Origin of the sequence: Acinetobacter sp. AYS6 (assembly GCF_025630795.1) — a bacterium.
GTDB lineage: Bacteria > Pseudomonadota > Gammaproteobacteria > Pseudomonadales > Moraxellaceae > Acinetobacter.
The window spans coordinates 91995-113700 of the sequence record NZ_JAOTNV010000007.1 but is presented as its reverse complement, the minus strand read 5'-3'; the positions used below and the strand labels follow the sequence as shown (position 1 = coordinate 113700).

The window sequence follows — 21706 nt, the reverse complement described above, 5'->3', positions numbered from 1 at the left end:
CCTTTAGGTTTGGGCTTTATTTTTTGCTTAAAAAATATTTTTTCATAAAATTATTTGTATATTAATTTGAAATTCATTATTTAAATAAATAGTGTATGGGTTATATGAACATTTGCCTTATTAAAAGTTGATACAACCAGTTGCACTTATAAATGCTATGTTTAAAAATAAATGGGTTTTATTAATATATAAATTAAAGAAATGGTATAAGGTTAATTAAAATACATAAATAATGAATATTTTTTATAAGATTTTGTTTTTGTTATTTATTTTATTTAAACGGGAATGGGTTGCTTAAAATAAGTTCACTATTCAAAGATAATTGCATATTTATTTTTTTCTCCTAAAATGATTTTTTACTAAATTGTCGTTACAGTTTTTTATATGCAATCATTAAATTATCGGAATAATGATGCATCGCAACATGGAAGTTCTGCACCTTTGAAACGAGCAATGAGTACTCGACATTTGGTGATGATCTCCCTTGGCGGTGCCATAGGTACAGGTCTTTTTTTAGGGTCGGGTGATGTAATTTCCCAAGCTGGCCCAATTGGCGCAATTATTTCTTATTTTTTAGGCGGTTTAATTGCCTATACCGTAATGTTATGTCTTGGTGAGCTTGCGGTACATGTACCAGAATCAGGATCATTCGGTGAGTACGCTCGTCGCTATATTGGTCCAGGCACAGGTTATATGATTACTTGGCTCTATTGGTTAACTTGGACAGCGACTTTAGGTACAGAGTTTACTGCCGCAGCTTTACTGGTTCGTGAGTGGTTTCCTTCTACGTCTGTTTGGGCTTGGACATTATGTTTTGGCGCCTTAGTTTTTTTCATTAATATTAGTTCAACACGATTATTTGCCGAATCAGAGTTTTGGTTGGCACTTGTGAAAGTTATCACGATTATTTGTTTTATTGGCTTGGGTTTGTTGGCGATTTTTGGCTTTATTCCTTATCACGGACACGAAACTGCGCCGTTGTTTAGTAATTTAACTGCCCAAGGCTGGTTCCCTCACGGGTTATTTCCAATTTTTACAACCATGCTAATTGTTAATTTTGCTTTTTCGGGTACAGAATTAATTGGTGTGGCAGCTGGGGAAGCAGAGAACCCAGCACAGACAGTTCCTAAAGCAATCAATGCTGCTATTTGGCGACTACTGATTTTCTTTGTCGGCACAATTGTTGTAATTAGTTCATTGTTACCATTCCAGCTTGCTGGTTTGAGTGGTAATGAAGTGAGTAATAGTCCATTTGTGACTGTGTTTAATTATATTGGTATTCCATATGCCGAAGATATTATTCGCTTTGTAATTATTACGGCTTTACTCTCTGCTGCAAATTCTGGTTTGTTTGCTGCTTCACGTATGATGTGGTCGCTTTCTGCAAAAAACCAATTACCAAAAATCTTTTCTAAACTTACACCTTCAGGAACACCTATTGTAGCTATTGTGGTCACAATGCTGGGTGCTATACCAGGTTTACTTTCAGAGCAATTTGCACCTGAAACGATTTTTAAGAATTTATTGGGGGTGGCTGCTTTTACGATGGTTGTGGTGTGGATTGCAATTTGCGTCTCTCAATTCAATTTCCGTAGACAGTGGTATAAATCTGGAAAAACTGCAAAAGATTTACGTTTTGCCGCTCCTTTATTTCCTTTGACTCCAATTGTGGGCGGTCTGTTTTGTGCTATTACCTGTATTAGTATGGTGTTTGATCCTTCGATGCAAGTGGGCTTTATCTGTTGTATTGTTTTTATTATTTTATGCTATGCGAGCTATTTCATCTTCTATCACAAGAAAAATGTGGCGCAGAGCTAAGCAATGTAAGCTTTCACAGGCGTAGTCAAAAGGTCCCATTTGGGGCCTTTTTTATGGTCTAAAGAAAATTAAAAAAGGTTAGATTTTATATATTTTTTTTAAAAATGAATTTTTATTTTTAATCATAGAAACAAATGTTGTTTTATGAATTCACCTTTTATCGGATTTTATTAATATTTATTTATTATAAATATTTAATTAAGTCTATGTTTGGTCTTGTTATTTAATAAAGAGCTGTTTCTGGTTTTTTAGAATAGAAGAGTAGAATAGACTTTATATGGATTTATTGTGGAGATTAGATAATTTTTTGATGTTATTTTAAAAGATTAGGCACGTTAACTTACTGTTATATAACATTTAAAATATTTACATTTTTTATATTTATGAATATTTATTTCCTATAAGTTTTTTTTATTAGAGTTAAGGGTTTTTTAATATTTGTTGTTTTTTTATTATAAAATCTAGTTCGATTTGATTATTTTTTCTCTGCTTATTTATTTTAAAATGTTCTAAATGAGTGTGCTCTATGCTATATTTATTGGAAGATTTTATATCTATGTTGCGGCTTAATTTTAAGCAGTATGTGTAGAAATAATTAATCTGTAGGATTATTGAACAAAGTTTATTTTTAAAAAGACTAATGGAGGGATCTATCGATTAGTCAAAAATAATTTTATGGACTCATGATTTTTGTGAATCATAGTTCTTTTTAACTCCCAAACGGTTATGTCACTTCTTTTGTATTTATATTTCAGCCGGCTGGTTTTAGTGGGTTGTGGTTAGTTTTTTGCTTTTATAAAGCTCTCTTTGTAAACAGCAATTTAGACAAAAGAAAACTTGTAAAAGATATCGATATGTAAAAGTAGATCGTACTTTTAGTATCAACAAATGGAATTTAAAAAATCTGATGCTTTAGAAGAGCAAAAGATTTAGTAAATAAACTAAGGCACTGTTATTTCAGAGTTTTAGTTGCTAAATAATAAAGATTACAGATTTATCAAATCTGAATCTATGAAGGTATATAGGAAAAAAGATGTCAGATCTTTCATACGTAAACGAACACAGCGATGCATGGCAAACTTACTTGGCACAAATTGACCGTGTTGCTCCGTACTTAGACCACTTAGCTGAGTTTATCGACACTTTAAAACGTCCAAAACGTGCACTTATTGTAGATGTGCCAATTGTAATGGACGACGGTTCTATCCAGCACTTTGAAGGTTACCGCGTACAACACAACTTGTCTCGTGGTCCTGGTAAAGGCGGTGTTCGTTACCATCCAAATGTTGATTTGAACGAAGTTATGGCGTTGTCTGCATGGATGACAATTAAAACTGCTGTTTTGAACTTGCCATTTGGCGGTGCAAAAGGTGGTATTCGTGTTGACCCGCGTAAATTGTCAAATCGTGAATTAGAGCGTTTGACTCGTCGTTATACGACTGAAATCGGTCACATTATCGGGCCTCAAAAAGATATCCCTGCTCCAGACGTTGGTACAAATGCCAATATCATGGGTTGGATGATGGATACTTATTCTACTAGCCAAGGTTACACGGTAACTGGTGTTGTAACTGGTAAACCAGTTCACTTAGGTGGTTCTTTAGGTCGTGTAAAAGCGACTGGTCGTGGTGTATTCGTTACAGGTCGTGAAGTAGCTGCAAAAATCAACTTACCAATTGAAGGTGCGAAAATCGCGATTCAAGGTTTTGGTAACGTAGGTAGTGAAGCTGCTTTCTTGTTTGTTGAATCAAAAGCAAAAGTTACACACGTTCAAGACCATACAGGCACTATTTTCAATGCTGATGGTATTGATCTTGAAGCTTTACGTGATCACGTAAATGCAAATCAAGGCGGTATTGGCGGCTTCGCTGGCGCGCAATCAATTGCTGATGAAGATTTCTGGACAGCAGAAGTTGACATTATTGTTCCTGCTGCATTGGAAGGTCAAATCACTGTTGAGCGTGCTCAAAAACTTAAAGCTAAGTTGATTTTAGAAGGCGCAAACGGCCCGACTTATCCTAAAGCTGAAGACGTACTCGTTGAGCGTGGCATTGTTGTAGTACCTGACGTGGTATGTAACGCCGGCGGTGTAACTGTAAGTTACTTCGAATGGGTTCAAGACATGGCGAGCTACTTCTGGACTGAAGAAGAAATCAATGAGCGTTTAGACAAATTGATGGTTCAAGCTATGGATGACGTTTGGAACACAGCGAATAGCAACGCTTGTACTTTACGTACAGCAGCTTACATCTTGGCATGTGAGCGTATTTTAAAAGCTCGTAAAGAGCGTGGTATTTTCCCAGGCTAATCTGCGGAAATTACTTTTAGGAAAAGTGGTCTGAGCAAATATTAAGGATGTTATAGGGTTATTTGTTCAGCCCCTTTTTCTGAATGATTCAAATTTAAGTGTTATCGAATATATTAAATAAATACTGAGGTAAGCATGGAACAGCCAATTTCTGTAACTCGAAGCAACTTTAACGACTGGATGGTTCCAGTTTTTGCACCGGCAAATTTCATTCCGGTACGTGGCGAAGGTTCACGTATTTGGGATCAAGAAAATAAAGAATATATTGATTTTGCAGGCGGGATTGCAGTAAATGTATTAGGTCATGCGCATCCAGTGGCAGTAAATGCTTTAACAGAACAAGCAACAAAACTTTGGCATGTCGGTAACGGTTATACAAATGAACCCGTTCTACGCCTTGCAAAACAACTCACCGAAAATACATTTGCAGATAAAGTGTTCTTCTGTAACTCAGGTGCTGAAGCGAACGAAGCTGCTTTAAAACTGGCTCGTAAAGTTGGTCTAGACAGCGGCGTTGCTGGCAAAAGTGGCATTGTGGCATTTAATAATGCTTTCCATGGCCGTACTTTATTTACTGTTTCAGCGGGTGGTCAACCTAAATATTCACAAGACTTTGCGCCACTTCCAAATGGCATTAACCACGTTGCTTTTAACGATTTAGAAGCTGCCAAAGCAGTAATTAATGAGCAAACATGTGCCGTTATTGTTGAGCCGATCCAAGGTGAAGGCGGCGTTATTCCTGCTGATCTCGAATTTTTAAAAGGTTTACGTGCACTGTGTGATGAGTTTGGCGCCTTACTTATTTTTGATGAAGTGCAAACTGGTGTAGGTCGTACAGGTGCACTTTATGCCTACATGAACTCTGGTGTGATTCCAGACGTATTAACCACTGCAAAAGCATTGGGCGGCGGTTTCCCAGTGGGTGCAATGTTAACAACTGATAAATTTGCTCCACATTTTTCAGTGGGTACACATGGTACGACTTATGGTGGTAATCCATTGGCAAGTGCAGTTGCTGGTGCAGTATTTGAGTTTATTAATACGCCTGAAGTACTCGAAGGTGTGAAGCATCGTCATCAATATTTCCTCGATGCACTAAATGCATTAAACGCTGAACATCAGATTTTTGAAGAAATTCGTGGTCAAGGTTTATTGATTGGCTGTGAATTAAAAGCTGAGTATGCAGGGAAAGCTAAAGATATTACGACTTGGGCGGGTGAAGAAGGTTTACTTGCTTTAATTGCAGGTCCGAATGTGGTTCGTTTTACTCCGTCGCTTATCATTCCTGAACAAGATATTGATGAAGGGATTGCTCGTTTAAAAAGAGCATTAGCAAAGTTGGCTAAATAAAAAAAAGGAAAGCTAGCCATGATGATCGTCCGTCATGCCGAGTTTCGAGACCTTGAAGATATTTATAAATTAGCGGGTAAGTCGGGTGTAGGCCTGACTTCCTTGCCACAAAATATGGATACACTTTCGGCTCGAATTTCACGTACTCGCAATACTTTAAATGGCAATGTCCATAAAAGTGAACAAGGCTATCTGTTTGTTCTCGAAGATACAGAAGCTCAACGTGTTATTGGTTTAAGCGCAATTGAAGTTGCTGTAGGGCTCATTGAACCTTGGTACAACTTTCACGTTGGTACTCAAGTACACGCTTCAAAAGCATTAAACGTTTATAAGTCACTACCTACCTTATTTTTAAGTAATGACAGAACGGGGAGTAGCGAACTCTGTACATTATTTTTAGATCCAGAACGTCGTGAAAACCAAAACGGTAAGTTCTTATCGAAAATCCGTTTTATGTTTATCGCTGCCTTTAAGCAATATTTCGAGAAAAAGTTAATTGCTGAAATGCGTGGTTTCTCAGACGAAAATGGATGTTCTCCATTTTGGGATGCGATTGGTCACCATTTCTTTAATATGGATTTTTCAACAGCAGACTATTTGAGTGGAATTGGGCAAAAAGTATTTATTGCAGAGCTTATGCCTCGTTTTCCAGTCTATGTAGATCTCTTGCCAAAAGATGCGCAAGAGGTGATTGGAAAAATGCATCCACAAACGTTGCCTGCTTATCATGTGCTTGAGTCGGAAGGCTTACGTTATCAAGGATATGTCGATATTTTTGATGCGGGTCCAACGATTGAAGCCAATATTGATGAATTGCGCGCAGTAAAAGAAAGTCAGTTTTTAAACGTCAAAATTACAAGCGAAGCTGTGGTCGGTAAGACTCAGTATCTCGTTGCCAATGATAACTATCATGACTATAAGGCAATGTTGATGAAGCTTGATCTTGTTGATAACACTATAAATTTAACCCACGAACAAGCTGAAAAACTCGGTGTACAAGAAGGTCACGTTGTTCGTGTGTTATCACTAAATCCAATGGAAGTATCCTGATGTCAAACTCTTTATTTATAAACGGTGTCTGGTTACAAGGCAGCGGCACAACATTTGAAAAAACAAATCCGGTCGATAACCAAATTGTATGGTCCGGTGCTGAGGCAACTGCGGCTGATGTAGAGCAAGCTTGCCAAGCTGCGCGTACTGCATTTCCAGCATGGGCACGTTTACCTTTTGCAGAGCGTGTAGCGATTATTGAAAAATTTGCAGCTTTGCTTGAAGAAAATAAAAAGCATTTAGCAGAAGTCATTAGCCAAGAAACCAGTAAGCCATTTTGGGAAACATTAACTGAAGTTCAATCAATGATTGGCAAAGTTGCGATTTCGATTCGTGCTTACCACCAGCGTACAGGCGAAAGCTCAACTGAAATGGCTGATGGTGTAGCATCTTTACGTCATCGTCCGCATGGTGTGCTTGCAGTTTTCGGTCCATATAACTTCCCGGGCCATTTACCAAATGGACATATTGTTCCTGCATTATTAGCAGGCAATACTGTGGTATTTAAACCAAGTGAATTAACACCTTGGACTGCTGAAGAAACTGTAAAACTTTGGCAGCAAGCTGGTTTACCAAATGGTGTGATGAATTTAGTGCAAGGTGGTCGTACCACTGGTGAAGCGCTAGCTGCCTCACATGAAATTGATGGTTTATTGTTTACCGGAAGTGCGAACACTGGTTATCACTTGCATAAGCAAATGGCGGGCGCGCCTGAGAAAATCCTTGCGCTTGAAATGGGCGGCAATAATGCATTGATTATTGATGAAATTATCGATATTGATGCTGTGGTTAATCTCACTATTCAATCTGCTTTTGTTTCGGCAGGTCAGCGTTGTACATGTGCACGCCGTATCTTGGTAAAAAATGGTGCAGAAGGTGATGCATTTATTCAACGTTTCGTTGAAGTTGCTAAAAACCTAAAAGTTGGTCGTTGGAACGATGAACAACAACCATTTATGGGTGGCGTTATCTCGTCAGTTGCTGCATCAAATATGATGCTTGCTCAGCAAAAATTACTTGAGCTTGGTGCAAAAAGCTTGTTGCCAATGACACGTCCGCAAGAAGATAGTTCGTTACTTACTCCAGGCATTGTTGATGTAACAGGCGTCACAGATATTCCAGATGAAGAATATTTTGGTCCGCTTACGACGATTCAACGTTATGACAACTTTGATGAAGCATTAAAAATTGCGAATGCAACTCGCTTTGGCTTGTCTGTTGGTCTAGTTTCACCAAAACGTGAACTATTTGATCAAGTACTTATTGAAGCGCGTGCTGGTATTGTGAACTGGAATAAGCCATTAACAGGTGCTTCAAGTGCTGCACCATTTGGTGGTGTAGGGGCATCTGGTAACCACCGCGCAAGTGCCTTTTATGCAGCTGATTATTGTGCTTGGCCAATGGCTTCACTTGAAAGTGACAGCTTAACCTTACCAGAAAAATTATCTCCAGGGATTGTGTTGCCTTAAACACTAGGGAAAGAAAAATGAAAGGATATGAAGTAAATTTCGATGGTTTAGTGGGGCCAACACATCACTATGCGGGTTTGTCGTTTGGGAATGAAGCATCGACAAAAAATCGTAATAACGCCTCGAATCCAAAATTAGCAGCCAAACAGGGTTTGCTAAAGATGAAAGCCTTGGCTGACATGGGCATGAAACAAGGTGTGCTTGTTCCGCATGAGCGCCCACATGTTCCAATGTTACGCCGTTTAGGTTTTACAGGAGATGACATCAGCGTAGTTGCTCAAGCAATGCGTCATTCACCTGAACTATTATCATCGCTAAGTTCAGCTTCGCCAATGTGGACCGCAAATGCAGCAACAGTTTCACCTTCGGCAGATAGCCAAGATGAACGCGTGCATTTTACCGCAGCGAACTTGAATAATAAGTTTCACCGTTCAATTGAAGCTGAAACTACAAGTCAGGTCCTTCAAGCGATTTTTAAAAATGAACGTCATTTTGTACACCACGAAGCATTGCCACAAGTGGCTTTGTTTGGTGATGAAGGCGCAGCGAATCACAATCGTTTAGGTGGTGATTATGCTAAGCGCGGTGTTCAAGTTTTTGTTTATGGCCAACAACATTTAAATAATGGCTTACCGGGACCAAAACGCTATCCGGCTCGTCAAACGCGTGAGGCAAGTGAAGCAATTGCACGTTTGCACCGTTTAGATGACGCATATACAGTTTTTGTTCAACAAAATCCGGATGTAATTGATCAGGGTGTATTTCATAATGATGTTATCGCGGTAAGTAACCAACAGGTTTTATTCCATCATCAACATGCATTCTTAAATCAAGATCAAGCTTTTGCTGAAATTCGTCAGAAAATGGCAAGCATCGGTGAAGACTTTATCTCGATTGAAGTTCCTGAAAACCGCGTTACTGTTGATGATGCCGTAGCAACTTATTTATTTAATAGCCAGATTTTAACTCGTCCAGATGGTGGAATGACCATTGTTGTGCCAGAAGAGTCTCGCCAGAATAAGGCAGTTTGGGGTTATTTGAACGATATGGTTCAGATGGGTACACCAATTGATGCTATTCAGGTATATGACTTACGTGAAAGTATGCGTAATGGTGGTGGTCCGGCGTGTTTACGTTTACGCGTAGCTTTAAACGAAACTGAGTTAAATGCTGTAAATCCAAAAGTTCTCATGAACGATCAATTGTTTGGCACACTCAATCAATGGGTAGATAAACACTATCGTGATCGTTTAGCACAAGAAGATTTGGCTGATCCACATTTATTGATGGAAAGCCGTATGGCACTCGATGAACTGACCAAAATTTTAGGTTTAGGTTCGGTTTATCCTTTCCAAAAATAATGAGGAGGTGACATGCAAGATTTTCTAGCATTAACCTTACAAGGTGAGCAGCCAGCAACACGTGAAGGAAAACAAGATAATTTTTCTTGGCGTTGGTTAGGTGAAGGACTTCTTGAATGTACGCCAAATGCACAGTACGACAAAGCCGTCGTACTGTCAGCTGGAGTACATGGTAATGAAACAGCACCAATTGAATTGTTGTCTCATCTTTGCACGGACTTATTTGCGGGGCGTTTAAACCTTGCTGTGAGGTTGTTGCTTGTATTAGGTAATCCATATGCAATGCGTCAAGGCAAACGCTATGTGCATGATGATGTAAACCGAATGTTTTGTGGTGGATATAAAAATCTACCCCTAACTGAGGAATCAAAGCGAGCTGAGGTTTTAGAGCAGGTTGTCACAACTTTCTTTCGAGAAAGTTCGAGCGAAGCAAAACGTTATCACTATGATTTGCACACAGCAATTCGGGCTTCATTATTACCAACTTTTGCTTTGTTTCCTTACCAAACGCATGCCTATGATGCTGATTTGACAGCGAGCCTTGAAGCGGCTGATTTAGATGCTTTGGTTTATCACAATGCGGTCGGTAAAACCTTTACACATTTTACCAGTGAAAATTTTAAAGCTGCGAGTGCAACCTTAGAATTAGGCAAAGCCTTGCCATTTGGACAAAATGACTTAAGCCAGTTTGCAGCAATTGATGAAGTCATTCGTCATGTGGTTTCTGGGCAAGCACTGCCAACACGCAAGAAAGCGAAAATTCAGGTGTTTAAAGTATCGGACTCTTTAATTAAAAAAGATGAAGATTTTCAGATGAACTTATCTGCTGAAGCTCCGAATTTTTCGACTTTTACGAAAGATGAGATCATTGCGACACAAGCCTCTGGTAATTATGTTGTAGGGCAAGGTCAGGTCTGGATTTTATTTCCGAACCCTAATGTAAAAATTGGTTTACGTGCAGGTTTAGTTTTAACTAAAACGAGCTGAATAGCTGATTTCAAATAAATAAAAAAGGGCGATTAATCGCCCTTTTTTATGCATCACGTATTAGTTAGTACCGAAAAGACCTTTAACCCAAGATTTCTTTTCAGCTTTTTGTGTAGAAGTTTGAGCACCAGTATTTACATTTGCGTTTGTGTTAACTCCAACAGGACCAACGTTAACACCAACATTCACGCCTGTTTGTGCATTAATTGCATGTGCTGGTTGAGCAGTATTTAACTGCGCTTGAGCATCAGCTTTAGTGTCAGCTACAAATTCTTTTTGCTCAGCTTGGTTTTGAGCTATACGAGTTTTTACTGCATCTACATGCGCTTGCGCATTAGCTTGTTTTTCAGCAGTAAATTCTTTTTGGTCTGCTTGTTTTTCAGCAACTTTAGTTTTTACAGCATCAACACGTGCTTTAGTATCAGCTTTAGCTTCAACTGCTAGATTTTTAGTACCGTTTACAGCTTTTGTTGCTACATCTTTAGTACCTGTTACTGCTTCGGTAGCAAAATGCTTAGTACCATTTGCAGCTTTAGTTGCTACATTTTTAGTACCTGTTGCAGCTTCGGTCGCAAAGTTTTTAGTACCGGTCGCAGCTTCAGTAGCTAAGTGTTTTGTACCATTTGCAGCTTTAGAAGAAAGTTCAGTCACTTTTCCTGTTGTTTTTTTAGTTGCTTTAACCGTAGTGTCAGCAGCTACATGACCTGCGTGTTTTGCTGTGTTCCCTACAGTGTGTGCAGTATTTTTGACTGTATTGGCTACGCCACTCACAAGACCACCCGGTTGTACATTTACTTGAGCAGAAGCACCTGCATTAACGCCCGCACTTTGTGCAAAAATAGAGGCAGAAGCAAGAACACTTGCAGTAACGATAGCTGTTTTCATCATTTTCATTGCGATATCCTTCAAAGAATATACCCTTTTAGTGAGGTATTTCATAAACGCAAACGAATCATAGCCAAGGTGATATGGGCTTGTGAACTGACTTCATCAAAATGTTACAACAGTGTTACGTTGAGTAAACACATTAGGGATAAATTGTGGAGATTAATAAAAATTAATAATAAAGTGAAAAAGAACATTTATTTATTAGATATTCTAATTAAGTATATCCCACGTTTATCTTTTACTTCTTAAAAATCATCCTTTAATTTTTTCTATCTCAATTTCTCTACTTTTTCCTCTATATCTTTAAATGTGATGTAAATCTCATTATTTATTAGAGGAAGCGGCATGCTAATTGCTTATTATGAGAATAGGGTGTTTTTCTAGCACTTTTTTGAACCATCTTCTGCCAGAAATATAAATGTATAGGGCAGAACAATATTTTTGCTTATTCGGGATAAAGTTATTTTAACTTTTTTTTAGTGGTTATGTATTTCATTAAATAGACTTTTCACATGAAATGGATATTAAGAAATACCGCTTTATTTCAAATAATCAAAAATAAAAATAGATATCTATAAACAAAAAAACAGAGATCTTTAAAGATGAAAATTATTGCTTCCTTTCTTGTACTGGTCGGCTTAGTCGCCGTTGTTATCTATTTTAAGCCCACAAGTGGTGCATCTGATGTGTTCAATTCTGCTTTACATGAGTCGAATTCGCCGCAACTAAACACATCGTCTTTTCTTTCTAAACTTAAGGAGCCTACTCAACCTAAAAATTTATCTCAGCATTCAACTCATCTTCAATCGGTATCAGTTGATACCGTTCCTTTTTATGACACAAAAAGTGATCTTTCTATTCAACCGATTGATCCAGAAAAAGATCCAGCAAATGAAATAAAAGCGAAATAAGCAAATTGTTAGTTGAAAAACTACGGAGAAAAATAATGCAAAGTAAAACGTTATTTCTATTAGGTCTATGTACGATATTAAGTACCACTGCATCAGCTCTTCCTTTAGATTCTAATGGTGCTAAACAGCGGTTAAATCAGGCAGCAAAACAAAAAGTATTTCAAGGTAAAATCAATCTAGATGCCTTGGTAACGAATGATTCGAATGATTTAATTGTTGAATACAACATTCCTTCGGCGAGTGCACCTTCCGGTTTAGAACGGCGGAGTTATATTGCAACAAATAAAAAGAATATACAGGCAAGGTTTAATCGGGCAGGCGGTGTGCAAGTACTGCGAGACTACAATAATTTACCTTTAGCTTTTTATCGGATTAGTAACCGCGAAGCTTTGGTCTCTTTATTAAATGATCCGAATGTTAAAGCGGTTTATCCAAATCGTATTAATCAAACCACGACCAATGAAAGTTTACCTTTAATCAATCAACCACAAGCAAATACCAATGGTTTTACGGGTGAAGGTTCTAGTGTGGCAGTGATTGATACAGGGGTGAATTACCTCCACTCTGATTTTGGTTGTACGGCAATAAACACACCCTCAAACACATGTCGGGTGGTTTACTCATTTGATAGTGCACCAGATGATGGCACTTTAGATGATGATGGGCATGGTAGTAATGTTTCAGGCATTGTGTCTAAAGTTGCATCTAAGACTAAAATTATTGGTATTGATACCTTTCGACGTGTTCGGGTGAATGGTCAGTGGGGGAGTACTGCCTATGATAGTGATATTCTGGCGGCTTTAAATTGGACTGTGAATAATGCTCAGACTTATAACATCAAAGCGGTTAATTTAAGCCTTGGCGTGCCAGGTGTTAAATACACTTCAGAGTGTAGTAATAGCAGTTATGCAACCGCCTTTGCCAATGCCAGAGCTGCGGGTGTGGTTCCAGTAGTCGCTTCAGGTAATGATGCATTTTCAGATGGGATTTCATCACCTGCCTGTGTTGCTGGTGCTGTAAGAGTCGGCGCTGTTTATGACAGTAATATTGGCGGCGTGTCATGGGGTAATCCGGTGAAATGTTCTGACCCGACAACCGCAGCAGACAAGGTAGCTTGCTTTAGTAATGGTGGTAGCCTTGTGACTTTATTGGCACCGGGAGCAATGATTACTGCGGGTGGTTACACCATGGGAGGTACATCTCAAGCGACACCGCATGTGGCTGGCGCGATTGCTTTATTACGAGCGAATAGTGTGACTCCGACTGAAAGTATAGATCAAACCATTAGCCGTTTAAAAACGACAGGTAAACCAATTACGGACTCAAGAACGGGCTTGGTTTTCCCGCGTATTGATTTACTGGCAGCAACCAATGGTTTGATCGCTAACTAAATAGCTTATTTATAATTTTTTAAATTTGGTCCAAGAAATTTTAAAATAGCTATAGCCCGTTGCAAAAGATAGCTTCTGCAACGGGTTTTTTTATGGATAAGTATTAATGACACTTTGCTAAATTAGCTGGATTAAAGTTGCTTTGGAGTTTTTTGAAATTATTTTGAATTTCTGGATCTTGAATATTAAAAGTGGTCGAGCTTTTGGTTGTAGAGTTAGTTGCCTGATTTAATATGCCAGACTCATCAGGATATTGTTGGGTGAATGATGTGGCTGAAATTAGACCTTTATCATTAAATACCCAATGTTCAGTAACGTGTCCGCCGCCTAAATATCCTGTAAATTCAACCATACAAGCTTGCTTATCTTGTTTAATGAGTTTGGCTACATTACCTGTAGTTGATGGATAAGCTTCAATATTCGTATCTTGCTCTAGAACTTGTGCCTGAGAATAAGCAGACAGAGGTGCTGATGTTGCACATGCAGTTAATGCCAAGCAGCATAGTGTTGAAAAGAGAAGTTTTTGACTATTCATAAGGCAGATTCCTAGCTCTTTATAGTTAATGAACATTATTTGTAGATGAGTATCAGTGTTTGTATTAAAGCGCGAAGTTCTCGCGCTATCCAAAAAATTAGTTCGTTGTTGTGCTTGATTTACTTAACTCACCTTGCTCAATCGGAATGTTTTCACCATTTCGGCTACTGGTAATATTTTGCTTTGCCTGATCTATTTTATTTTCTGTAAAAGCTTTGGCTGTATCTGCTTTTTGTTGAACAACTTCTGCTTTTTCAGCCGTAAATTCTTTAGTATTTTGCCATTTTTCACTAATTTTATTTGATGTTTTTTCAGAAGCTCCTTGAATAGAATCTCCTAAATTTTGTATACCTTTTCCTGTTTTATATAACAATACACGGCCTAAACTTGGGTTATCACCATAAGGTTGTGCTTTAGAAGTTGTTTCACCCACTTGTTGTGGTTGCGTTGTTTCTGCAAATAAGGTTGATGAAGCCAACATAGAGGTCGCAATACATAAAATGTGTATGGTTTTCATTTTGGATAAATCTCCCCGACCAGAATCAAAAGATGAAGTGGTGATCTTACTGTTAAAAATAAAGCTTGTACCGCAATGAGATAAAACCCATACGATTTGATTACGATAAATCATCACTTGATCGCAATAAAGTAATTATCCCGATTACTCATAAGCAAAATTCAGATTTCATCAATTCTAAAAACATATCTCGAGCTTTATGGTTACTCACATTTTTATGCCAGAAAAAATGATTTTGCATAAAGGCAAGGTGTTCAAATTTATAACTCTGAATATGGGCTAAATTTTTATATTGTTCATAAATACTTTTAGGTACTAAAGCCACACCAGAACCTGCACTGACACAGCCAATAATGGTTGCATAACTAGTAATGCTGGTGATAGGAAGAGAGATATTTTTGAGCTTAAGCCATTCTTCGAGGGCTGCGCGGTAAGGACAACCTTCAGTCCACATAAAAATTTCTTTACCAATCAGGCCTTCTTGGCAATTAATTTCTCCCAAAGAATGAGATGCAATCAAGACCATGTCTTCTTGATAAATACTCAGTTTATTTAACATAGGAAACTCGATATTACCCGCGACAATTGCACCATCAAGTTTGTGCTGAGAAATATCGACTAATAGCTGTTTCCATGTGCCTGTAATAATTTGAATGGAAACCTCGGGAAAACGTTGATGATATTTCGCAAGTAAATTAGGCAAACGAGTTGTGGCAGAAGATTCAATAGCCCCAATTTTTAATGGACCAGAGGGGGGAGCATCAGGGTGAATACTACGTTTTGCTTCATCACACAGCGCTAAAATTTTATGACAATAATTAAGAAAGATCTCACCGGATGAAGTGAGTTTTAAAATTTTCCCTTCACGATAAAACAAAGGTGAACCCAGTTCTTCTTCAAGTTGCTTAATACGTGTCGTAACGTTGGATGGTACGCAATGTAGTTGCAGTGATGCCCTGGCCATTGTTCCGCATTCAACCACTGTCTGAAACATTTTTAACTGTGCGATATCCATGTTTTATCATTCACTTTTAATGAATATTTGACTCAATATAAGTTAATTTTATTCAACTATCTATGCGCATATGATGAAAGAGTTCCATTTCATTAGTGTAGATTTAACATGGCAATTTCTCTTGCTGCCGAAACTCAGCCTCTGGCATTTAAGCTCTATTTATGTATTGCCGTGACCGTCTTTTGTTGGGGCTATTCACCTATTGGCGTACATAGTGCTCTGCATTCATATACGCCGCAGCATATTGCCTTGCTCCGTTTTTTAATTGCATCTGTTTTCTTATTTTTACTGATTATGAAAAAAGGAATTCAGCCTTTAAAGTGGAAAGATGTTCCTGCGCTTGCTGTATTAGGATTTTTCTCTGTAACGCTACATCACTTACTTATAAATACCGGACAGCAATATGTGAGTGCGGTTGCATCCAGTATTTTGAGCCAATCCATTCCACTATTTACCTTTATTATTTCGGCTTTGCTTTTTAAGGAACAAATCCGTTTTAAACAATGGTTATGTATTTTGCTGGGACTTTGTGGCGCCGTATTGGTGGTTAGTGGCGACCATGGTTTTGGTGTGCCGAGCCCCTATAGCCTGTTGATTGTTTTAGCCGCAATTGCATGGGGACTTTATTTTAATTTATATAAAAAGTTTGCTTTAAATTATGATGCTTTGAGCATGATGTGCTACATCATTTGGTTCGGAACAATTCCTTTACTTTTTTATAACGCTCATTTGCCTGATGAGATTTTACATGCTACTTGGCAAGCCAATACGTCAGTTGTCTTATTGGGTATTTTCCCAAGTGCGATGGCTTATGTGCTGTGGGGTTATGTACTTAAAAATATGCCGTTAACGATAGCATCGAATTTTTTGTATTGCTCACCTATTGTCGCAATGAGTTTGGCTGTTGTTTTCTTAAATGAAAAACCCACAATAATTGTGCTGCTGGGTGGAGTAATTATTGTGGGGAGTTTGGTGTGGATGAATTGGGGGCGAAAGAAAGGGGGGTGATGGGAACCCTTCTCCTTTCTTATTAATGGTTCCAATCCTGTGTACGAATACGGCCAGTTTGATAATAGATAGATACAAGCTCAATAAAATTTTTGAAGTCAGCATTTTCATTCACAATACGATTAATAGATTGCCAATCAACTTCTGTTCGTCTGCGTGCGGGCAATAAAATTTCACTTTCAGTTGGGTTTTCTGGTGTTAATAAAATGACACCAATACCGTGTAATGCAGATAACATACGGAGTTCATCTTCAACATCACTTGTAGAAATCGAGGTTGCAACTAAATATCCTTCATTTGCCCAGCTTGAGTTACTTACAGCTTGAAAGAAGCTACTACGAATATTTGTGCTATTGAGTTCTTTTTTTACTTCAAATGACCATAAGCGAACATTTTGTCCAGAACCGTGTTTAACGCAACTTTTAACTAGTTCATTCCAGTGTTTGTCTAAAGGTTGCATGGCAACAATATCGGGATGCAACCATTGATTACCATTTTGTCCTCGAGAATTTTTAGATCGTTTTTCATCTATTCTGAGGCAATATAAATTGAGTTCTGATTTTAGAAATTCGGTAAGAATCGGGTATAAATCATGCTCAGATAAATTCCCAGACTTTATAATTGGCAAATTAATTTCAGGTTCTAAACTATCTAAAAGAGATTCGTTAATATCTGAATTTATATTATGGTTTGCTTCATAAATGGTGTGGGGATCAAACCAGAATTGTCTTGGACGGGGTTGATCTTGTATGTGAATATGAGGGGATACTTTTAGAATATTGGTTTTTGCTCCACTACTAATTTCACGGACAATTTGTTGTAAGAAGTCTGCTTCTGATTCAAAACGATTGTTTTTCCTTTTTTGGTCATAATCTTCTGGATATTTTTGAATGATGGATTCGGCAATCTCTCGGGCATTAAATTTTTTATTTGGATACGTTTTTAAGAATTCTGCGACTTTTTGCGTTTGTGATAACTTAGACATACTTGAGTAGATCTGTTTAAAAAGAAAACCCCACTATTATTAGCAGGGTTTTTAAGTTATTTCAATGAATTACAGAGCTTAACCCTGCAATACACTCACATCAGCCACAGCAGTAAACAAGTTACGTAACTGAGCCAATAAGCGTAAACGGTTTGCTTTCAGGTCAGCGTCATCTGCCATAACCATTACACCATCAAAGAATGCATCAATCGGCGCGCGAAGTGCTGCAAGCTTAGAAAGGGCAGCAGTGTAGTCTTTTGCTGCGAGTAATGGTTCAACCACAGGTGTAACTGCTTGAAGCTCAGTAAATAATGCTTTTTCAGCATCTTCAACCAAGTTTGCTTCAACCACAGAACCTTCTGGTGCCGCTTCTTTTGCAAGAATATTAGCAACACGTTTGTTTGCAGCAGCAAGTGCAGCAGCTTCAGGTAATGTGCGGAAGTGATTAACTGCATTTACGCGCTTGTCAAAATCAAGTGGAGACTTCGGTGCAAGTGCTTGAACAGCTTGAAGTACGTCAACAGCAACACCTTGGTCTTCATACTTAGCACGGTAACGACCTTCCAAGAATGCAACAGCATCAGCGCGAGTTTTGTCATGGTCTTTAACGATGTTGCCATAACCTTGAAGTGCAAGATTCACTAACTCTTCAATGGTTACATCTAATTCATTTTCAATGATTAAACGTAAGATACCAATTGCTGAACGACGAAGAGCAAACGGGTCTTTAGAACCTGTAGGCGCTTGTCCAATACCGAAAATACCAACAAGCGTATCTAAACGGTCAGCAAGGGCAATCGTTGTACCTGTTTTGGTTTTTGGTAAAACATCACCAGCAAATTTTGGTAAATATTGCTCACCTAAAGCTTCTGAAACTTCAGTGTTTTCACCTTCAATACGTGCATAGTAAGTACCCGCAATACCTTGGAGCTCTGGGAATTCACCTACAAGCTCTGAGGTTAAGTCGCATTTAGCAAGTAATGCAGCTTTTTCAGCATCGGCTGGGTTTGCACCAGTGATTGCAGATAATGCAACAGCAAGTTTTGCAATACGCGTTGATTTGTCCCAAAGCGTACCAAGTTGTGCTTGGAACACCATGTTTGCTAGTTTTTCTTTACGAGATGCAAGCGGTTGCTTTTGATCTTGTAAGAAGAAGAATTCGGCATCTGATAAACGAGGACGAACAACTTTTTCGTTACCTTCAATAATTTGAATCGGATCTTTAGACTCAATATTTGAAACAGTAATAAAGTAAGGTTGTAATTTACCTTCGCTATTAATCAAGCAGAAATACTTCTGGTTGTCTTGCATCGTCGTAATGAGTGCTTCTTGAGGAACGGCAAGGAAGCGCTCTTCAAAATTTGCACGTAAAGCCACAGGCCATTCAACCAGACTTGTTACTTCATCAAGTAAATCCGCTGGAACGATGGCAGTCGCGTTAACTTCATCAGCCAATTTCTTTACTTGTTCTTGAATGGTTGCTTGACGTTTTTCAAAGTTAGCAACGACGTAAGCTTTTTCTAAAGCCGCTAAATAGTCATTTGCATGGGCTAAAGTCACAGCTTCAGGTGCATGGAAACGGTGACCATAAGTCACATTACCAGCTTTATGATCTTGAATAGTCGCATCAACAATTTGGTCGTCTTTGAGTAAAAGAACCCATTTCACAGGACGTACAAATTCGGTACGGCTTGCAGCAGAGCGCATACGCTTAGCAATTGGTAAGTTGTCTAACGCAGTTTGTAAAATCTGTGGAAGTAAAGCGTCAAGGCTTTGACCTTTTACATCTTTTAAATAGCAAACTTTTTCAACTTTACCAGCTTGGAAAGTAGAAAGCTGATCAACTGTAATGCCTTGACCACGCATAAAGCCTTCAAGTGCTTTAGTCGGTTTGCCTTCTGCATCGTAAGCCGCTTGAACAGCAGGGCCGTCAAAACGTTTTTGTGTATCAGCTTGCGCAGCATCGATATCTACAATTTTAAGCGCTAAACGACGTGGAGCAGCATAAGCTTCGATTGATGCGAAGTTTAAGCCCGCATCTTTTAAGCCTTTTACCGTTTCTGCTTGTAAAGCATCACGTAACGTTTTTAAGCTTTTTGGTGGAAGCTCTTCACAGCCAAGTTCGAATAAAACAGTATGTTTGCTCATTAGTTTTTCTCCGCCTTTGCTGCTTCACTTTCAGCTTGTGCTTTTAGCTGTGCCAATACTTCATCACGTAAGTGTGGTTCTGCCATTGGGAAGCCAAGCTCTGCACGTGCTTGTACATAACTTTGTGCAATAGCACGCGCTAAAGTACGTACACGTAAAATGTAGCGTTGACGCTCAGTTACAGAAATTGCGCCACGTGCATCAAGCAAGTTAAAGGTATGAGACGCTTTAACCACTTGCTCATAAGCAGGAAGAGAAAGTTTTGCTTCAATTAAACGGTTTGCTTCTGATTCATAGAAGTCAAAGAGTTCAAATAATTTTTCAACTGGAGCGTATTCAAAGTTATAAGTCGATTGCTCAACTTCATTTTGATGGAATACGTCGCCATAAGTTACAGTACCGAATTGGCCTTTGGTCCAAACAAGGTCATAAACCGAGTCAACGCCTTGAAGGTACATTGCAAGACGTTCTAAACCGTAAGTGATTTCACCTGTTACTGGGTAACATTCAACACCACCGACTTGTTGGAAGTAAGTGAACTGAGTCACTTCCATACCATTAAGCCAAACTTCCCAACCTAAGCCCCAAGCACCGAGAGTTGGAGACTCCCAGTTGTCTTCTACGAAACGGATGTCGTGAGTAAGTGTATCAATCCCGATTGCTTTTAAAGAATCAAGATAAAGCTGTTGGATGTTATCTGGGTTTGGCTTAAGTACCACTTGGAACTGGTAGTAGTGTTGCAAACGGTTCGGGTTTTCACCATAGCGGCCATCTTTTGGACGACGTGAAGGTTGAACGTATGCCGCGTTCCAAGTCTCAGGCCCTAAAGCACGTAAGAATGTTGCGGTGTGGAATGTTCCAGCGCCCATTTCCATGTCGTAAGGTTGTAATACGACGCAGCCTTGTTCGGCCCAATAGTTTTGTAGGGCAAGAATTAAGCCCTGAAATGTATCAATGTGCGAGATGGCGCGACTCATGTAGCATCCACGAATTTATGAGAAAAATTGCCCCTAAGTATAAGGATTTTGTGGGGGAGTGGCAAAGGCTTAATCATAGGAATGTGTGATTAGCCTATTTGTTTTCGACTCAGCCATTTCAAGCCTAGCCAATAGCAAAAGCTGGTAAATAAAATCATCAGATAAAAACTGTAAATCTTATAAATATGCCACCAAGGAGAAGGGAATGATCCGACAAAAAATAAGCGTGCAATAGGGCTTATCAAAATCCAGATCGCAGTTGCGCTGATGAAAATACTCATCAGATTTAAACGATTTTTACGGGCGAGAAAATAGGCAATGATATATACAAAAGGAATAACCAGAAGGCCATAAAAAAGTAAATAAAATAAGAAGTGGGCTAGAAAAATAACTCCAATCGAATAAAGGCTAAATTCTGCATTTAATATCATTACCCCTAAGGCAGATAAACTCAGCAAAGGGATTGGAGCAAGCGCAAGTGCGCGAATAATCGTTTTTTTGTTATATTGAGGCATATTAAAAATTATAGAATCGAGAATAAATTATGCTGAAATTTTGCTGCAAGCTCATTGTTTTATCCAGCCTTTTTTGTAGTACATGGCTTTATGCACAGACCGATGCTGATCAGCAAGATGAATATAATCAATGTGTAGATCAGACCATTAAGGAAATGCAGCTTGAAAGCATTAATAACATGGTCGTACATAGTTGTTCTGAACAAGCTAAAAAGACTTATGAAGAAAAAATTGTTGCTCTCATTGATCAAATTCGAACACAAAGCGAAGAATACAAACAACCAGAACGTTATCAAGATATTTTAAAATCTCAGCGACTTTGGAAAGCTTATGTAGATCAGGAATGTAATAATGCAGGCTCATATATTGGCTCACCGATGTATTCATATTGCCCAATGCAAGAGTATGCAGCGCGTGTAAAGCAGCTAGAAGAATACGTTAATTAAGACGGATTATTTTAAACGTCACCTCAT

General features: G+C 38.6%; 19 protein-coding genes. 11 read left to right on the top strand and 8 right to left on the bottom strand.

The window, feature by feature from the left end; translation table 11 throughout:
- Positions 1–384 precede the first annotated feature (384 nt).
- The 7 genes from OD757_RS11115 (at position 385) to astE (ending at position 10343) form a co-directional block, all read left to right on the top strand.
- Positions 385–1818, top strand: a complete 1434-nt coding sequence (locus tag OD757_RS11115) for an amino acid permease (RefSeq protein ID WP_263031906.1) — start codon at positions 385–387, stop codon at positions 1816–1818.
- Between the two features lie 1033 nt (positions 1819–2851).
- Entirely contained in the window at positions 2852–4126 is a 1275-nt protein-coding gene (locus OD757_RS11110; protein ID WP_004789729.1) for a Glu/Leu/Phe/Val family dehydrogenase, read from the top strand.
- 135 nt (positions 4127–4261) lie between these two features.
- On the top strand, positions 4262–5476 hold the full coding sequence (locus OD757_RS11105; protein ID WP_263031905.1) for an aspartate aminotransferase family protein: 1215 nt from the start codon (positions 4262–4264) through the stop codon (positions 5474–5476).
- 18 nt (positions 5477–5494) lie between these two features.
- Positions 5495–6526: an arginine N-succinyltransferase gene (gene astA, locus OD757_RS11100; RefSeq protein ID WP_009388049.1), complete on the top strand. Its 1032-nt coding sequence runs from the start codon at positions 5495–5497 to the stop codon at positions 6524–6526.
- The gene (gene astD, locus OD757_RS11095) at positions 6526–7995 is read left to right on the top strand and encodes a succinylglutamate-semialdehyde dehydrogenase (protein ID WP_263031904.1); all 1470 of its coding nucleotides are present in this window, start codon (positions 6526–6528) and stop codon (positions 7993–7995) included. Before astA ends, astD begins: the two co-directional genes overlap by 1 nt.
- Before the next feature lie 17 nt (positions 7996–8012).
- On the top strand, positions 8013–9356 hold the full coding sequence (astB, locus tag OD757_RS11090; RefSeq protein WP_263031903.1) for an N-succinylarginine dihydrolase: 1344 nt from the start codon (positions 8013–8015) through the stop codon (positions 9354–9356).
- Positions 9357–9368: 12 nt separating this feature from the next.
- Positions 9369–10343, top strand: coding sequence for a succinylglutamate desuccinylase (gene astE / locus OD757_RS11085; RefSeq protein ID WP_263031902.1), 975 nt, complete (start codon positions 9369–9371; stop codon positions 10341–10343).
- A 60-nt stretch (positions 10344–10403) separates the two neighbouring features.
- Here astE and OD757_RS11080 read toward each other — a convergent pair whose 3' ends face one another.
- Entirely contained in the window at positions 10404–11237 is an 834-nt protein-coding gene (locus OD757_RS11080; protein ID WP_263031901.1) for a hypothetical protein, read from the bottom strand.
- 596 nt (positions 11238–11833) lie between these two features.
- Here OD757_RS11080 and OD757_RS11075 point away from each other — a divergent pair.
- Both OD757_RS11075 and OD757_RS11070 read left to right on the top strand, forming a co-directional pair.
- Positions 11834–12142, top strand: coding sequence for a hypothetical protein (locus tag OD757_RS11075; protein ID WP_263031900.1), 309 nt, complete (start codon positions 11834–11836; stop codon positions 12140–12142).
- A gap of 35 nt (positions 12143–12177) precedes the next feature.
- Positions 12178–13533, top strand: a complete 1356-nt coding sequence (locus tag OD757_RS11070) for a S8 family peptidase (RefSeq protein ID WP_263031899.1) — start codon at positions 12178–12180, stop codon at positions 13531–13533.
- Positions 13534–13636: 103 nt separating this feature from the next.
- On the opposite strand, the gene OD757_RS11065 is transcribed toward OD757_RS11070, so the two are convergent.
- From OD757_RS11065 to OD757_RS11055, 3 genes are all read right to left on the bottom strand, one after another.
- Complete coding sequence (locus OD757_RS11065; protein ID WP_263031898.1) at positions 13637–14068, bottom strand: hypothetical protein; 432 nt, start codon at positions 14066–14068, stop codon at positions 13637–13639.
- A gap of 97 nt (positions 14069–14165) precedes the next feature.
- Positions 14166–14585, bottom strand: coding sequence for a hypothetical protein (locus OD757_RS11060; protein WP_263031897.1), 420 nt, complete (start codon positions 14583–14585; stop codon positions 14166–14168).
- A gap of 148 nt (positions 14586–14733) precedes the next feature.
- Complete coding sequence (locus OD757_RS11055; protein ID WP_263031896.1) at positions 14734–15600, bottom strand: LysR family transcriptional regulator; 867 nt, start codon at positions 15598–15600, stop codon at positions 14734–14736.
- 108 nt (positions 15601–15708) lie between these two features.
- Between OD757_RS11055 and OD757_RS11050 the strand changes: the two genes are divergently transcribed.
- On the top strand, positions 15709–16608 hold the full coding sequence (locus OD757_RS11050) for a DMT family transporter (RefSeq protein WP_263031895.1): 900 nt from the start codon (positions 15709–15711) through the stop codon (positions 16606–16608).
- Between the two features lie 22 nt (positions 16609–16630).
- On the opposite strand, the gene OD757_RS11045 is transcribed toward OD757_RS11050, so the two are convergent.
- The 4 genes from OD757_RS11045 to OD757_RS11030 form a co-directional block, all read right to left on the bottom strand.
- Complete coding sequence (locus tag OD757_RS11045; protein ID WP_263031894.1) at positions 16631–17593, bottom strand: COG2958 family protein; 963 nt, start codon at positions 17591–17593, stop codon at positions 16631–16633.
- A 78-nt stretch (positions 17594–17671) separates the two neighbouring features.
- Entirely contained in the window at positions 17672–19741 is a 2070-nt protein-coding gene (glyS, locus tag OD757_RS11040) for a glycine--tRNA ligase subunit beta (protein WP_263031893.1), read from the bottom strand.
- Positions 19741–20718 carry a glycine--tRNA ligase subunit alpha gene (glyQ, locus tag OD757_RS11035; RefSeq protein WP_002044989.1) on the bottom strand — a complete coding sequence of 326 codons (978 nt, stop codon included), beginning with the start codon at positions 20716–20718 and terminating at the stop codon, positions 19741–19743. Before glyQ ends, glyS begins: the two co-directional genes overlap by 1 nt.
- An 89-nt stretch (positions 20719–20807) precedes the next feature.
- A complete protein-coding gene (locus OD757_RS11030) occupies positions 20808–21233 on the bottom strand; it encodes a hypothetical protein (protein WP_263031892.1) in 426 nt (141 codons plus the stop codon).
- A 29-nt stretch (positions 21234–21262) separates the two neighbouring features.
- On the opposite strand from OD757_RS11030, the gene OD757_RS11025 reads away from it, so the two are divergent.
- A complete protein-coding gene (locus tag OD757_RS11025) occupies positions 21263–21679 on the top strand; it encodes a lysozyme inhibitor LprI family protein (protein WP_009387994.1) in 417 nt (138 codons plus the stop codon).
- Positions 21680–21706: the final 27 nt, after the last annotated feature.

Bases quoted from the DNA above. Each gene is read 5' to 3' on its own strand.
- OD757_RS11030 (WP_263031892.1), bottom strand. From the start codon at position 21,233: ATGCCTCAATATAACAAAAAAACGATTATTCGCGCACTTGCGCTTGCT.
- OD757_RS11055 (WP_263031896.1), bottom strand. From the start codon at position 15,600: ATGGATATCGCACAGTTAAAAATGTTTCAGACAGTGGTTGAATGCGGA.
- OD757_RS11060 (WP_263031897.1), bottom strand. From the start codon at position 14,585: ATGAAAACCATACACATTTTATGTATTGCGACCTCTATGTTGGCTTCA.
- OD757_RS11070 (WP_263031899.1), top strand. From the start codon at position 12,178: ATGCAAAGTAAAACGTTATTTCTATTAGGTCTATGTACGATATTAAGT.
- OD757_RS11110 (WP_004789729.1), top strand. From the start codon at position 2,852: ATGTCAGATCTTTCATACGTAAACGAACACAGCGATGCATGGCAAACT.
- OD757_RS11050 (WP_263031895.1), top strand. From the start codon at position 15,709: ATGGCAATTTCTCTTGCTGCCGAAACTCAGCCTCTGGCATTTAAGCTC.
- astD (WP_263031904.1), top strand. From the start codon at position 6,526: ATGTCAAACTCTTTATTTATAAACGGTGTCTGGTTACAAGGCAGCGGC.
- OD757_RS11080 (WP_263031901.1), bottom strand. From the start codon at position 11,237: ATGAAAATGATGAAAACAGCTATCGTTACTGCAAGTGTTCTTGCTTCT.
- astB (WP_263031903.1), top strand. From the start codon at position 8,013: ATGAAAGGATATGAAGTAAATTTCGATGGTTTAGTGGGGCCAACACAT.
- OD757_RS11115 (WP_263031906.1), top strand. From the start codon at position 385: ATGCAATCATTAAATTATCGGAATAATGATGCATCGCAACATGGAAGT.
- glyQ (WP_002044989.1), bottom strand. From the start codon at position 20,718: ATGAGTCGCGCCATCTCGCACATTGATACATTTCAGGGCTTAATTCTT.
- astA (WP_009388049.1), top strand. From the start codon at position 5,495: ATGATGATCGTCCGTCATGCCGAGTTTCGAGACCTTGAAGATATTTAT.
- OD757_RS11025 (WP_009387994.1), top strand. From the start codon at position 21,263: ATGCTGAAATTTTGCTGCAAGCTCATTGTTTTATCCAGCCTTTTTTGT.
- OD757_RS11075 (WP_263031900.1), top strand. From the start codon at position 11,834: ATGAAAATTATTGCTTCCTTTCTTGTACTGGTCGGCTTAGTCGCCGTT.
- glyS (WP_263031893.1), bottom strand. From the start codon at position 19,741: ATGAGCAAACATACTGTTTTATTCGAACTTGGCTGTGAAGAGCTTCCA.
- OD757_RS11105 (WP_263031905.1), top strand. From the start codon at position 4,262: ATGGAACAGCCAATTTCTGTAACTCGAAGCAACTTTAACGACTGGATG.
- OD757_RS11045 (WP_263031894.1), bottom strand. From the start codon at position 17,593: ATGTCTAAGTTATCACAAACGCAAAAAGTCGCAGAATTCTTAAAAACG.
- OD757_RS11065 (WP_263031898.1), bottom strand. From the start codon at position 14,068: ATGAATAGTCAAAAACTTCTCTTTTCAACACTATGCTGCTTGGCATTA.
- astE (WP_263031902.1), top strand. From the start codon at position 9,369: ATGCAAGATTTTCTAGCATTAACCTTACAAGGTGAGCAGCCAGCAACA.